Source organism: Pseudoalteromonas sp. J2K-J979 (genome assembly GCF_058169715.2).
Genome location: NZ_CM200281.1, coordinates 1,192,605 through 1,207,203 on the forward strand (window position 1 = coordinate 1,192,605; position 14,599 = coordinate 1,207,203).

14 protein-coding genes are annotated in these 14,599 nt (G+C 41.9%); 10 read left to right on the forward strand and 4 right to left on the reverse strand.

The genetic code is table 11. From position 1 onward, the window contains the following. Positions 1–37: 37 nt before the first annotated feature. The 5 genes from AC3KVK_RS05585 to AC3KVK_RS05605 all read left to right on the forward strand — a co-directional run bounded on the left by AC3KVK_RS05585 (position 38) and on the right by AC3KVK_RS05605 (position 5,246). Positions 38–1,438, forward strand: a complete 1,401-nt coding sequence (locus AC3KVK_RS05585; RefSeq protein WP_490313070.1) for a YcjX family GTP-binding protein — start codon at positions 38–40, stop codon at positions 1,436–1,438. Further along, a complete protein-coding gene (locus tag AC3KVK_RS05590; protein ID WP_490313071.1) occupies positions 1,435–2,442 on the forward strand; it encodes a YcjF family protein in 1,008 nt (335 codons plus the stop codon). Before AC3KVK_RS05585 ends, AC3KVK_RS05590 begins: the two co-directional genes overlap by 4 nt. Positions 2,443–2,677: 235 nt before the next feature. Then, the gene (locus tag AC3KVK_RS05595; protein ID WP_490313072.1) at positions 2,678–3,868 is read left to right on the forward strand and encodes a trans-sulfuration enzyme family protein; all 1,191 of its coding nucleotides are present in this window, start codon (positions 2,678–2,680) and stop codon (positions 3,866–3,868) included. Positions 3,869–4,090: 222 nt separating this feature from the next. Then, on the forward strand, positions 4,091–4,888 hold the full coding sequence (phhA, locus tag AC3KVK_RS05600; protein ID WP_490313073.1) for a phenylalanine 4-monooxygenase: 798 nt from the start codon (positions 4,091–4,093) through the stop codon (positions 4,886–4,888). A 19-nt stretch (positions 4,889–4,907) separates the two neighbouring features. After that, entirely contained in the window at positions 4,908–5,246 is a 339-nt protein-coding gene (locus AC3KVK_RS05605; RefSeq protein ID WP_086743723.1) for a 4a-hydroxytetrahydrobiopterin dehydratase, read from the forward strand. 78 nt (positions 5,247–5,324) lie between these two features. Here the strand turns inward: AC3KVK_RS05605 and AC3KVK_RS05610 are convergent, their stop codons facing one another. The 4 genes from AC3KVK_RS05610 to map form a co-directional block, all read right to left on the reverse strand. Continuing rightward, positions 5,325–5,924, reverse strand: coding sequence for a hypothetical protein (locus tag AC3KVK_RS05610; RefSeq protein WP_490313074.1), 600 nt, complete (start codon positions 5,922–5,924; stop codon positions 5,325–5,327). A 111-nt stretch (positions 5,925–6,035) separates the two neighbouring features. Next, positions 6,036–6,863 (reverse strand): 2,3,4,5-tetrahydropyridine-2,6-dicarboxylate N-succinyltransferase, encoded by an 828-nt coding sequence (gene dapD / locus AC3KVK_RS05615; RefSeq protein ID WP_490313075.1) that lies wholly within the window; start codon positions 6,861–6,863, stop codon positions 6,036–6,038. Between the two features lie 23 nt (positions 6,864–6,886). Further along, positions 6,887–9,505 (reverse strand): [protein-PII] uridylyltransferase, encoded by a 2,619-nt coding sequence (gene glnD, locus AC3KVK_RS05620; RefSeq protein ID WP_490313076.1) that lies wholly within the window; start codon positions 9,503–9,505, stop codon positions 6,887–6,889. A gap of 20 nt (positions 9,506–9,525) precedes the next feature. Continuing rightward, positions 9,526–10,344, reverse strand: a complete 819-nt coding sequence (gene map / locus AC3KVK_RS05625) for a type I methionyl aminopeptidase (protein WP_490313114.1) — start codon at positions 10,342–10,344, stop codon at positions 9,526–9,528. A 251-nt stretch (positions 10,345–10,595) separates the two neighbouring features. On the opposite strand from map, the gene rpsB reads away from it, so the two are divergent. The 5 genes from rpsB to uppS all read left to right on the forward strand — a co-directional run bounded on the left by rpsB (position 10,596) and on the right by uppS (position 14,595). Next, positions 10,596–11,324, forward strand: a complete 729-nt coding sequence (gene rpsB, locus AC3KVK_RS05630) for a 30S ribosomal protein S2 (protein ID WP_490313077.1) — start codon at positions 10,596–10,598, stop codon at positions 11,322–11,324. Positions 11,325–11,432: 108 nt separating this feature from the next. Beyond that, entirely contained in the window at positions 11,433–12,284 is an 852-nt protein-coding gene (tsf, locus tag AC3KVK_RS05635; RefSeq protein WP_490313078.1) for a translation elongation factor Ts, read from the forward strand. Between the two features lie 142 nt (positions 12,285–12,426). Beyond that, entirely contained in the window at positions 12,427–13,164 is a 738-nt protein-coding gene (gene pyrH / locus AC3KVK_RS05640; protein ID WP_086743716.1) for a UMP kinase, read from the forward strand. Positions 13,165–13,195: 31 nt separating this feature from the next. Beyond that, positions 13,196–13,753, forward strand: coding sequence for a ribosome recycling factor (gene frr / locus AC3KVK_RS05645; protein ID WP_490313079.1), 558 nt, complete (start codon positions 13,196–13,198; stop codon positions 13,751–13,753). Between the two features lie 77 nt (positions 13,754–13,830). After that, complete coding sequence (gene uppS / locus AC3KVK_RS05650) at positions 13,831–14,595, forward strand: polyprenyl diphosphate synthase (protein ID WP_490313080.1); 765 nt, start codon at positions 13,831–13,833, stop codon at positions 14,593–14,595. Positions 14,596–14,599: the final 4 nt, after the last annotated feature.

Below are 14,599 nucleotides of genomic sequence, written 5' to 3' on the forward strand. Positions count from 1 at the left end.
GGTGCTATCTCTTCTTAGCTGATAGCACCGCTAAACTATGTTCTCATCTCTTAAAAATTCAGCGACTTTTAGACAATACCAACATCAAGCACAACAGCTGCTGCAGCGTGGATTAGATCAACATGTCAAACTCGCAGTGACTGGTTTAAGTCGAAGTGGAAAAACAGCGTTTATAACTGCACTTGTTCATCATTTGACGGAGCAAGCGACGAAACAAAATTTACCATTTTTCTCCATTGTTCAGTCTGAGCGCTTAATTGCGGCCAAAACTGTCCCGCAGAGTGAACTTGATATCTCAACTTTTCCCTATCGTGATGGGATAAGCAGTCTAAAACAAGGGCAGTGGCCAAGCTCAACTGAGCGGATCAATACCTTGCGAATTGCCATCAAATACAGACCGGGCAGTGGGTTGCGCGCTCAAATAAGTGATACGCAAACTTTATTAGTCGATTTGATCGATTACCCAGGCGAATGGTTAATGGACTTGCCGATGCTTGAGCTTACTTTTGCACAGTGGTCGCAGCAGCAGCTTGAATTACTTAATCGCTCTCCAAGACAAGTACATGCTGAGTCGTTTCTAGAACAACTCACTGCAATCGATTGGCAAGGAACGGTCGATGAACAGCTATTAGCTGAATTAGCTTTAGAATATCAAGGGCTTCTGCGTACATTTAAAGATGAATTAAAGCTCAGTGTACTGCAACCAGGACGTATGCTAATGCCTGGGGATTTAGCGGGTGCACCGATTTTAGCGTTTTTTCCATTACCTGAAATAGGATCTGTAGAAGAAGGCTCTATGTACCACCATGTACAGACTCGCTATCAGGCCTATGTAAAAGACGTCGTACAAAGTTTTTATCAGCAACATTTTTCCCAGTTTGACCGTCAAATTATATTGGTGGATTTATTGGATGCACTGGCTCAAGGACATGATGTGTTTGATGAGCAAACTCAAGCGATAAACCGATTAATTAAGCACTTTAGTTACGGAAAAAGTAACTTTATTAAACGGCTATTCCAACCAAAAATAGATAAGTTACTATTTGCGGCGACTAAATCTGATCACTTATGCGCCCATCATCATAAAGATCTAACCTTGCTACTCGATAGCATCGTGAGCGCCGCTAAAAATGATTTAATTTTTGATGGGATTAAAATTGATACGATGGCGATGTCGTCCGTTTGTGCAACAAAACCCGTTATGGTTGAGCAAAAAGGTGAGAGATTGAGTTGTATACGCGGTCGCGAAATCGCCTCGAACCAGTTAATGACTTATTTACCTGCTCAGCCACCCATGCGGCCGTTATCTGCTCAAGAATGGCCACAGCATGGTTTTCAATTTCCGGCTTTTTATCCTGATAGAGACGCAAATAACTGCATTCGTCATATTCGACTCGATCATGTTTTAGAATTTTTATTAGGGGATAAATTAAAGTGAAAGAAGCGATAAACTTGCAGCAAGCGAAAGTGATCAACACACTTTCGCCAGATGAAGCTGTCCCGAGCCTACAGCCTTTAAAACCAATAGAGGAATCAGCTGTACTGACTGAAGATCACACTGAGTTTGAGCAAACCGTAACGCAAGCTTTAAAAGTTAACAAACCATCACGTTTAAAGCAGTTATTTGTTGTGAGTCTAATCACTGCTATTTCGGTCGAAACAGGGCTGGCTTTAGTTGAAAGTTTTAGCCAGTCAGTGTGGTTAGGCGGGCTGTATACTGCTTTATTTGGTAGTACAATTGCGTTGATAGGAAATGTTAGTTGGCGAGAGTATCGGTTACTAAGCCGATTAAAGCGTCATAATATTCAGCGTCAGACAGCTGAACGGTTACTGCACAGTGAGCAAGTTGGAGAGGCGTTGGAGTGGTTAACAAAACTGGATAAGTTTAGTGCGATAGATGGATTTGCTCAATTCAAGGCTTCACTTGATCATCATCATACTGATAAAGAAGTGATGGCCTTGTATCAACAAACATTATTATTAAAGCAGGATCAGCAAGCCAAAAAAATAATCAATCGTTTTGCGACAGAGTCCGGGTTGTTGGTGGCTCTTAGCCCCATGGCATTTGTTGATATGGCTGCCGTGTTATGGCGCGGGACTAAAATGATCGAACAAATAGCGCAGATTTATGGCATCCCTTTAGGGTATGCCAGTCGAATAACTCTGTATCGCAGTCTACTTAAGCACATGTTATTTGCAGGAAGTGCCGAGCTAATTGCTGATATTGGCACCACAGCTTTAGGTGCAGAATTAGCGGGTAAGTTATCTGCAAGAGCAGGGCAAGGCCTAAGTGCTGGTATTTTAACTGCTCGCTTAGGCTACAAGACGATGGAACTGAGTCGGCCAGTTGCGAAACTGACGAATAAACACTCATTATTAGGTGAAACGAGTCGTTATTTACGTGATGCGATTATCAAGAAAACAGCGCTTAAGCCCGATTAAGCGCTTTTTTTGTTTTTTTTATACAATCTTAGACATCTCTCCATCCGGCATGCTTGCACTTCGTTACGACTTCTAACATTTTATAGCCAACATTTATATCTGTTGATTAACTTGCTTAAGTATAAATAGAAGCACTTGATTACGCGGCCTTTATCAACCTTCGCATAATAACAATGATAAGCCAGTCTAATCGAAGAGTATTAATTAACAGCCTCTCACAGGATTAGGACGTATTATGAAAGCATTCATGCATGAACACACTCAATGTATCCATGGTGGTAAAGATAAACACGCTCATGGGCCGCTGAGCACGCCCATCTACCAGTCTTCTACTTTTGTTTTTGAAAATGCTGAACAAGGAGCAGCACGATTTGCTGGAGAAGAACAAGGTTATATATACTCGCGACTTGGCAATCCTACAACACGCGAGTTAGAACAAAAAATGGCCTTGCTTGAAGAGATGGATGATGCTGCAGCCTGTGCCACAGGAATGGGCGCCGTTTCTGCTGCGGTGTTAACTTTTTTACAGCAAGGTGATCACCTTATTGCCTCAAAGGCTATTTATGGTTGCACCTTTGCTTTTTTTGCTCATATGTTACCTAAATTTGGTATCGAAGTGAGCTTTGTTGATATGACAGATAGTACATCTCTTCACAACGCTCTAAGACCGAATACAAAAATGGTGTTTGCAGAAACGCCGATTAATCCAAATCTCACTGTACTCGATCTGTCTTACATTGCTAATTTCGCGCAAACGCATCAATTGCTATCGGTTATAGATAATACATTTCTAACGCCTTTGCTACAAAAACCAAAACAATTTGGTATTGATATCGTGATCCACAGTGCGACTAAATATCTAAATGGCCATGGAGATGTTGTTGCTGGGCTTGTCTGTGCTTCACAAGAACACATCGAACAAATTAAATTGACTGTACTAAAAGATATAGGTGCAACCATGAGCCCTCATGACGCGTGGCTGATTATTCGTGGCATGAAAACCTTGTCTGTTAGGATGGAAAAACACTGTCAAAACGCTCAAAAAGTGGCCGAGTTTTTAGAAGCTCATGATGAAGTAGAGCGGGTGTATTATCCAGGACTTGCTTCGCATCCGGGCCATCAGTTTATCGGGACGCAAATGAAAGCTGCGGGCGGGGTGATTGGTTTTGAATTAAAAGGCGGTATCAAGGATGGTGTGAACTTCATTAATGCGACTGAACTGTGCAGCATTGCTGTGAGTTTAGGTGATGCGGAAACCCTCATTCAGCATCCCGCCTCAATGACGCATTCTCCTTACACACCAGAAGAACGTTTAGCGGCAGGGATTTCCGACGGACTTATTCGTATTTCTGTCGGTTTGGAGTTTGTCGAAGATATTATTACGGATCTGGATCAAGCGTTTAAGACAATGCGTGAAAAACGGTAACCGCGTAAAACATTGGTTACGTAAGGCGCCTTTGTAGGGCGCTTTTTTGTTTTGTGTGTTTTTTTGTTTACGGCGTTGTAAGTATTTACGTACAATTTGAATGCTTTTGCTAATTCCCTTCGCATGGCAAAAGCTTAATTAATTCGACAGTTTTAAATATGATGAATGGATGGTCAGAATTGTGAAAACGGTTTTGTAAATATTTAATAGGGTCCTGTCGTAATGGCTAAAGCAAGTAAATACATCTCTAGGCAACCTGACGAATCAGGTGTGATCGCTTGGAGCGAAGAAGAAAATAAAATTTGGTCTGAACTCATTACTCGGCAACTAAAATGCATCGAAGGTAAAGCCTGTGATGAATATATGGTTGGTCTTGATAAATTACAGTTGCCAACAGATCGTATCCCGCAACTTGAAGAAGTCAGTAAAGTGCTTCGTGAATCGACTGGGTGGGAGTGTGCTGCTGTACCTGCCTTAATCAGTTTTGATAAATTTTTTGAATTACTAGCGAACAAAAAATTTCCTGTCGCGACTTTTATCCGCAGTCGAGAGGAGTTTGATTACCTGCAAGAGCCAGATATATTTCATGAAATATTTGGCCATTGTGCGATGCTTACTCATCCAGATTTTGCTGAGTTTACCCATAAGTATGGTCAGTTGGGGCTTGCTGCAGATAAAAAAGATCGGGTCTTTCTAGCTCGTTTGTATTGGTTCACCATTGAATTTGGCCTAATGAAAACAGAGCAAGGCCTCAGAATTTATGGAGGCGGTGTGCTTTCCAGCCCAGGTGAAACGCAATACGTTTATTCAGATACGCCAAAAATCAAACCGCTTGAAGTGGTCGATGTGCTGCGTACACCATACCGTATCGATATCATGCAGCCGCAGTATTTTACCATTAATGGAATACATGATTTATTTGAAATTTCGAAAATGGACTTAATGTCTATGGTTGAGCAAGCAAAAGCATTGGGTTTGCATGAACCATTATTCGAACCAAAAGAAAAATTAGCAAGTTAACAAGTACAAAGGACAAACCATGTCAGAATTAAGTTCTCAAAAATGTGAAGCCTGTCACGTTGATGCACCCAAGGTTTCAGATGATGAATTAGCCGTATTGATCCGTGAAATCCCAGATTGGACACCCATTGTTCGTGATGGCGTGATGCAACTTGAGCGAGTGTATAAATTTAAGAATTTTAAATTAGCGTTAGAGTTTACCAACGTGTTAGGAGCAATGGCTGAAGAAGAAGGGCATCATCCTGGTATTTTGACCGAGTGGGGCAAAGTAACCGTGACTTGGTGGAGCCACTCGATCAAAGGGTTGCACAAAAATGATTTTATTTGTGCCGCTAAAACAGATGCGTTACTTGCATAAGTTATAAATATTCAAATTGAGTAACAATAAAAAAGGTGATTGTCATATCACCTTTTTTATTGCATTCGAAAGGCTTAATTAGCGCCGATTGAGTGTACTTTTGTGGTAAATGCTCAAACGTCCATTGCTATAAACCGTGGTCGTGATAACCAGTTGCCGGCCTTGTAGTTGGATATCTCGTTTTAAAGCGTGACTCACCACGCCGCTGCGGCTTAACGACCAGCTATTGAGTTGCTGGTGAGTTAACACATCAATTTGCACATTCCCAGCATCGTTTGTTTCGTCAATACGCAGGACATTGTCTTCAGCAATTAAGGTCAGCTGATTATGACGTATCGCCCGTTGCTGTTGATTGGTTGCATCGAGCTTTGCTTGCAAGCGCATAGGGGCCAATGCGTTAAACTCGAGCATGACGTTGTATGAAAATGACTTCTGTTCCGGAGAAGCGTCATTCCCGACGCATGAAAAGCCACTGGTTTCGCCTTGCCATTGGCCTTTGAGGTGTCCCATCAAGTTAATTAAGTCAGCATGCTGTTGTGCCGATAGTTCACTTACTTTGAGGGTGCCATATCGCTCACCTTCAGTGACATAGTTAATTGCAGGTTGTGTTTCTAAACAGGGATTTGCAACGCTGTATGAACTGATTAGCAAAGTGCTGATTAAAAGTAGCTGTTTCATAAGGCAATTCCATTAGGCTAAGCCGTTTGAGTCATCTTATAAAGAGTTGGTGTTCACCCCTTCAATTTGGGGAATTTTAACAACAACAGCTAGATGACTCTGAGTGGTACGTTAAATTTCTACAGAACGAAGCAACGCATTTATCCCGACTTTTTCGCGAGTCTGTTGATCGACTTTTTTGACAATTATTGCCGCATATAAGCTATGTGTACCATCAGATGAAGGAATTGAACCCGGCACAACTACAGCCCCCGCAGGCACCCGGCCAAAATGCGTTTCGCCAGTTTCACGATCGTAAATTCGGGTGCTTTGGCTAATATAAACGCCCATGGAAATGACCGCGCCTTCTTCGACAATCACGCCTTCAACAATTTCAGAACGTGCACCGATGAAGCAATTGTCTTCGATAATAGTTGGATTTGCTTGTAAGGGCTCTAAAACACCTCCAATGCCGACGCCTCCAGATAAGTGAACATTTTTACCTATTTGTGCACACGAGCCGACAGTCGCCCATGTATCAACCATTGTCCCTTCGTCTACATATGCGCCAATATTGACATAAGAAGGCATGAGCACCACATTTTTCCCTACAAAGCTACCTTTTCTTGCGACTGCATTAGGGACGACACGCATCCCCGCTTCTTTAAATTCATCTGAGGTATAATCACTGAATTTAAGCGGGACTTTATCGTAAAACTGGTTAACCCCATCGTTCATCACTTGGTTATCACGGATACGAAATGAAAGTAAGACTGCTTTTTTAAGCCATTGATGCACGACCCATTCACCTGATATTTTTTCAGCAACTCTAGCTGCACCTGAATCCAATAGATTCAGAACTTCGATAATGGCATTTTTAATATCGGTATCAACCGTTGCTGGGCTGATGGAATCTCGGTTTTCCCATGCTTGTTCGATAATGAGTTTTAAGTTTGACATTCTTGGTCCTTTTTTTGAGAGGCTTATTCAGCGTCAGAGTTAAGTCGTTTTATCAGTGCTTGGTGCACGTTTACTTGTTCACCTTCGGTGAGCGCTTGGTAATGATTATTTGATACAACAAAAAAATCTTCTGCTCGCTCGCCCACCGTTGTGATGCGGGCAGCGTGAATGTGAAGTGACATTTGTTGAAATACTTCGGCGATTTTTGTCAATAACCCTGGAATATCGACTGCTTGTATTTCAATTAAAGTGCGATCTTTTCTTCCATGTGGCCGTACGATAACTTGAGGCTTAATATTAAACCCTTTGAAACGACGACTGCGATTTTTCTTAAAACGAATTTTTTTCCCGCTTTCTTTTAATGCTTGTTCAATGCTTCGGCGAATGGAATTAATGCGGCCATGGCTGCTGATGGCTTCACCGTCTTTTTCAAGCACGACAAAATTATCAATCGCGTAACCATCTTTGGTCGACATAAGTTGTGCATAGTGGATGTGGGCTTTTTTAGAGCCTAAAGCATTCACTAAACGAGCAAATAAATTCACCTCATCAGGCGCGTAGACAAACACCTGCGTTCCTCCGTGCATCGGTTTCTCAGAGACCATGATTTGTGGTTGAGATAAATCTTTAGCAAGCAATAGATGCTGACAATGCCATTGGATCTGTAGGGCACTAAAGCGCGTAAAATAGTCTGCTTTGAATCGACCCCATAGAAAATTAATTTGCAGCTCATCGAAGCCACTTTTAATTAACTTTTGTTTGACTTCAATTTTTTTATCGCGAATTTGATCTCGCAAATCCATCGGGTTTTCTAAACCGAGCCGGAGCGCGCGCTGGGTTGACAAGTACAATTCGCGTAGCAGTGTGCTTTTCCAATCATTCCATAAATTATCGTTGGTGGCGCGGATGTCAGCCAATGTTAAGCAATAGAGGTAATCAAGCTGTTTCTCGTTTTTGACTCGGGTGGCAAAATCACGAATGACATCTGGATCATTGATATCTTTTCGTTGCGCAGTGACTGACATTAACAAGTGGTTTTCGACTAACCAAGCAATTAAGCGGCCATCAAAATTAGAAAAATCGTGCAGTTTAGCAAAGGCGATCGCATCGACGGCACCTAATTCAGAATGATCGCCACCGCGGCCTTTGGCAATATCATGGAAAATCCCTGCGAGATAAAGCAACTCGGGTTTCTCCATGCGAGTAAATATTTCGCGGCAAAGAGGGAATGTGGTAGCGCACTCAGGTTGAGAATAATGATAAATATTCTGAATCAATTTATGAGTGTGTTCATCAACTGTATAAGCATGAAATAAATCAAATTGCATTTGACCAAAAATGTTACGCCACTGCGGCAAATAGGCGGCCAAAATTCCATGTTTGTGCATCAAAGTGAATGCGCGGCCCATACCATTTGGGTGTCGAACGATACTTAGAAAACCTTTTCTGCAGGCGGCATAATCTTGCAAATCGCCGAGTAAACGACGCCTCACTTGGCGAATTGTGCGAATGGTGCTTGGGTAGATATGTGTCAGGTGCGGATGTTCAGCGATGAGTTCAAATAACTCAAATATTTTTTCTCTGCGGAAAAATACAGAAGGATCTTTGACTTTTATGTGGTGCCCAACTTGATAAAAATCATCATTAATTGGCTCAGGGTGCTGGGTCGTGGAGTCGGGCAATATCGATTGCTCGAAGTAGCTCAGAAGCATTTGGTTGAGTTCACGTACACGGCTCATAATTCGAAACAGGCGCTTCATCATACGCTCTACTGAAGCTTTTCCGTCGGAACCAAAACCGAGTCGTTCAGCAGCTAGAGGTTGGTGATCAAAGAGCAGCCTGTTTTCTTTTCGCTCCGCAGCTAAATGCAACGCAAAGCGAATATTCCATAAATTTTGCAAACACTCGAGTAATTCTTGGTGCTCATCATGGGTCAGATAACCATGATTAACCAACTCTTGCAAGGTGTGTGCATTAAAGTGCTTTTTTGCGACCCAAATGATAGTTTGAATATCACGGAGACCACCTGGATTTTCTTTTAAGTTGGGCTCGAGGTTATAGGCGGTACCGTTACATTTATTATGACGTAATGCTTGCTCATTGGTTTTGGCAATGAAAAACGTGTCAGAACGCCAATGATCACTGTCTAATAGCGCTTGCTGCATGGCATCAAACTGAGCTGGTTCACCGAACAATAAACGACATTCAAGTAATGACGTGGTAAAGGTGACATCTTTTTGTGTTTGCTCAAGAGTCTGAGATAGTGTGCGGACACTGTGACCAATATCGAGATTTAAATCCCAAAGCATAGTGATAAATTGACTGATTTTTTCACACAATTCTTGTGGTGGATCGGTCTCAACTAAAATTAAAAAGTCAATATCAGAGAAAGGGTGTAGCTCGCCCCGTCCATAACCACCTACAGCGATTAGGCACAAACCATGCTGGTTCAAGTTGAACCGTTTGAGCAGTAAAATTAGTAGCGTATCGATGTAAGTTGAGCGCGCTTTAACTAATCGCTCAACGGGTTGGTGAGCAAATTCTTGATTAAGCCAGTCATAAAATACAGAAGCACTGTGTTTGAAATCGTCAAGTTGCTTGGCCTCGTTAAGCAACATGAGAATCGATGCAGGGACTGGCATTAATCAGGGATATCCTTTATTTAGTCGTGAGTAATCACTTTATCGATAGTATCATCGTTTCTATGGGTTAAAATTTCAACCCCATTCTCGGTGACTAACAATGTGTGTTCCCATTGTGCCGATAAACTACGGTCTTTCGTGACCACAGTCCATTTATCATTGAGTAACTTACACTGACGTTTACCTGCATTGACCATAGGTTCGATAGTGAAACACATCCCCGCTTTTAAGACTTCACCGGTGCCAGCTTTGCCATAGTGCATCACTTGCGGTTCTTCGTGAAACTCTGCGCCAATCCCATGTCCGCAGTACTCTCGGACAATCGAGTATTTAAACCCTTCTGCAAATTTTTGAATGGCTTCGCCAATATCGCCTAAACGAACACCCGGTTTAACCATGTTGATTGCAAGGTATAAACTTTCTTGGGTGATTTCAGATAATCGCTTGCCTTGAATGCTTGGCGTGCCAACATAAAACATCTTTGAGGTATCGCCGTGATAACCGTCTTTGATTACGGTGATATCAATGTTGATGATATCGCCATCTTTAAGTGGTTTATCGTTAGGGATCCCGTGACAAATAACATGGTTTACAGAGGTACAAATTGATTTGGGAAAACCATGGTAATTAAGCGGTGCAGGTATCGCATCTTGTTGTTCAGTAATATATTTATGACAAATTTGGTCTAACTCATCGGTGGTCACGCCAGGCTTGACGAATGGTTCGATCATCTCTAACACTTCAGCAGCAAGGCGACCTGCAATACGCATTTTTTCTATCTCAGCTGGGGTTTTGATCACAGCACTCATTTTAGCTCCAAATTGGTGTTTATCAGGTATAAAAAATGCCCGAAATTTGTTCGTAACATTTGAGTTATTTGTGGGGATATGGTATAAAGCGCGCCGTCTTTTTACAAATAAAATCTCATATTTTGATTTTACTGTAATTTAGACAACACTTAATTAATTTTTTAAACACACACACATATCGACACATACACTTGGGTGCGTTTGAACCAAATTAGCGGTTTAAATGTTGGTGCTATGGGATATGTGGAGGCCTAACCCTAAACTTTTAAAGGAAATTTAAAATGGCAAACGTTTCAATGCGCGACATGCTTCAAGCTGGTGTTCACTTTGGTCACCAAGCACGTTACTGGAATCCTAAGATGAAGCCTTTCATCTTCGGCGCTCGTAACCGTGTACACATCATCAATCTTGAGCACACAGTTCCTATGTTCAATGACGCACTTACGTTTTTACGTAACGTTGCTTCAAACAAAGGTAAAATCCTTTTCGTAGGTACTAAGCGCGCAGCTAGCGAAGCAGTGAAAGAAGCTGCTGAGCGTTCTGATCAGTTTTTCGTAAATCACCGTTGGTTAGGTGGTATGCTTACAAACTGGAAAACAGTTCGTCAATCAATCAAGCGTTTAAAAGACCTTGAAGTTCAAAGTCAAGATGGCACGTTCGAAAAGCTTACCAAGAAAGAAGCATTAATGCTGACTCGTGAAATGGAAAAGCTTGAGAAGAGCCTTGGCGGTATCAAAGATATGGGCGGTCTTCCAGACGCTATCTTCGTTATCGATGCTGACCACGAGCACATTGCTATCCGTGAAGCAAACAATCTAGGTATCCCAGTTGTATCTATCGTTGATACTAACTCAAACCCAGATGGTGTTGATTTCATCGTACCTGGTAATGATGATGCGATCCGTGCAATTCAGTTATACACAGGTGCTGTTGCTGACAACATCATCGAAGGTCGCGAAAGCAACCTAGTTGTACAAGCTGAGAAAGACGATTTCGTAGAAGCTGAATAATAAGCTTCATTAAGCCTTCATGTAACAGTCAAGAAGGCTTGATATTCTTTCCTAGCGGGAGCCTTGCTCCCGCTTATTTCAAACAGACTCGAATTTGAGGATTTACTAATGGCTGTAACTACTGCCCTAGTTAAAGAATTACGTGAGCGCACTGGCGCTGGCATGATGGATTGTAAAAAAGCATTAACTGAAACTGACGGTGATATCGAGCTAGCGATCGAAAACATGCGTAAGAGCGGTGCTGCTAAAGCTGCTAAAAAAGCAGGTAATATCGCTGCTGAAGGTACAATCATCATCAAGCAAGAAGGTGGCGTAGCTGCATTATTAGAAGTTAACTGTCAAACTGACTTCGTAGCTAAAGATGCGAGCTTCTTAGCATTTGCTAACACTGTTGCTGATGCTGCAATTTCAAGCAAAGCAACGATTGCTGAGCTTCAAGCTCAGTTCGAAGATGACCGTGTTGCACTAGTCACTAAAATCGGTGAAAACATCAACGTACGTCGTGTAGAGTACATTGAAGGAACTTCACTGTCTGCATACCGTCACGGCGAGCGTATCGGTGTTGTAGTTGCAGGTGATGCAGACGAAGAAACACTTAAGCAAGTTGCAATGCACGTTGCTGCTTCTCGTCCAGAGTTTGTAAACCCTGAAGACGTACCTGCTGATTTAGTTGCTAAAGAGCGTCAAGTTCAAATCGACATCGCTATCAACGAAGGCAAACCTGCTGAAATCGCTGAGAAAATGGTTGAAGGTCGTATGAAGAAATTTACTGGTGAGGTTTCTCTTACTGGTCAAGCGTTCATCATGGAGCCTAAAAAATCTGTTGGCGAAATTCTTAAAGAGAAAGGCGCAACAGTCTCTGCTTTCGTACGTTTAGAAGTAGGCGAAGGTATCGAGAAGAAAGAAGAAGATTTTGCTGCTGAAGTAGCTGCACAAATCGCTGCTGCTAAAGGCGCTTAATCGCCTTGTTCGACGCAATTCAAACTGAGTTTGTTTTGCGTCGTAGCACAAAATTATTTAGAATAGCCGCGCAGTAATTTCGCTAGAAGTTAGCGCGGTTATTTTTTATTTGTAAATCCATTTCAATCTGGCCAGGAAGACTATGAATACAAATCGTAAGCCTATTTTTAGACGTGTTCTACTTAAATTAAGTGGTGAAGCCTTGATGGGTGATGAAGGCTTTGGGATTGACCCAAAAGTCCTTGATCGCATGGCTCAAGAAATTAAAGAGTTAGTAGAATTAGACATAGAAGTGGGTTTAGTTATCGGTGGCGGTAACTTTTTGCGTGGTGGTTCTTTGGCCGAGGCAGGTATGAATCGCGTTGTGGGTGACCACATGGGCATGCTAGCAACGGTTATGAATGGGTTAGCGATGCGTGATGCGCTTCATCGTGCATTTGTGAATGCACGTTTGATGTCTGCAATTCCACTGAACGGTGTGTGTGATGCTTACAATTGGGCCGAAGCAATTAGCTTATTAAAATCTGGCCGAGTGGTCATTTTCTCTGCGGGTACTGGTAACCCTTTCTTTACCACCGACTCTGCCGCATGTTTACGCGGAATAGAAATTGAAGCTGATACGGTTATTAAAGCCACCAAGGTTGACGGTGTATTCAGTGACGATCCAGTTAAAAACCCAGATGCCACCTTGTACAGTAATTTAACGCACAACGAAATTATTGAAAAAGAATTAAAAGTCATGGACTTAGCTGCATTTACGCTAGCCCGTGACCATAATATGCCAATTAGCGTATTTAATATGAACAAGCCTGGCGCATTAAAACGTGTCATTATGGGTGAAGATGAAGGAACCTTGATTTCTTCGCATACACCTGAATAGAAAAGTAAAAAATAGATTAGGAAGATTCATTGTGATTAGCGAAATTCAAAAAGATGCTGCTGTACGCATGCAAAAAAGTGTTGACGCACTCGTAAGCCAATTATCAAAAATCCGTACTGGCCGAGCTCACCCAAGTTTACTTGATGGTTTAAAAGTTTCTTATTACGGTGCTGACACACCACTGAATCAAGTTGCCAACGTAAGTGTTGAAGATTCACGCACCCTTGCTATTTCTGTATTTGATAAGTCATTGGCTCAAGCGGTTGAGAAAGCGATTCATGCTTCTGATTTGGGGTTAAACCCGATGTCGGCTGGCACTATTATTCGCGTTCCACTTCCTCCGTTAACGGAAGAACGCCGTAAGGACTTAATCAAAGTGGTTCGTGCTGAAGCTGAAACGGGTCGTGTCGCGGTGCGTAATATTCGTCGTGATGCGAATGCTGATGTTAAAGCATTGCTCAAAGATAAAGAAATTTCAGAAGATGAACAACGTAAAAGTGAAGACGATATTCAAAAGCTGACCGATCAGTTCATTAAAGAAATTGATACTAAATTAACAGCCAAAGAAGCTGAGTTGATGGAAATCTAAGCGACTAAACTGTTAGTCAAAAAACGCCGCCTAGGATATACTAGACGGCGTTTTTTTATGAGGAAGTACAAAGCTCGATGATTTTAAGTTCAGAGACCGTGAATCAACAATCTTTACCAAAACACATTGCAATTATCATGGATGGTAATGGCCGGTGGGCGCAAAATCGAGGAAAACCTCGGGTGTTTGGTCATAAAAAAGGTGTTGAATCGGTCAGGCGTTCTGTTCAGTTTTGTACCAATTTAGGCATTAAATCACTGACCTTGTTTGCGTTCAGTAGTGAAAATTGGCGTCGTCCAGCTGATGAAGTAAGTACCTTAATGGAGCTTTTTTTATTGGTTTTAACAAAGGAAGTTAAAAAACTACATAAAAATAATGTCAAATTACAAATTATTGGTGATCTTTCGCGTTTTTCCGATAAGTTACAACAGCGTGTTTTAGAAGCGCAAACATTGACGAAAGATAACCAAGGATTATGTTTAAACATCGCAGCTAACTATGGCGGTCGATGGGATATTATTCAAGCAGCTCAAAAACTCGCTGCAGAAGTTGAACAAGGTAACTTGCAAAGTAGTGATATTACCGAACAAATGCTTTCGGAACATATTACTATGGCAGAGCAACCGCCACTGGATTTGTTAATTCGAACTGGTGGAGACTTACGTATTAGTAACTTTTTATTATGGCAAGCCGCCTACGCAGAACTCTATTTTTGTGACACGTTATGGCCGGATTTTGATGATGAAGCGTTTGCCAACGCAATTGCGTGTTACGTAAGCCGAGAACGAAGGTTTGGCTGCACTGGCGAACAAATAAAACAATTATTAACGCAAGTTAAGTGATCCA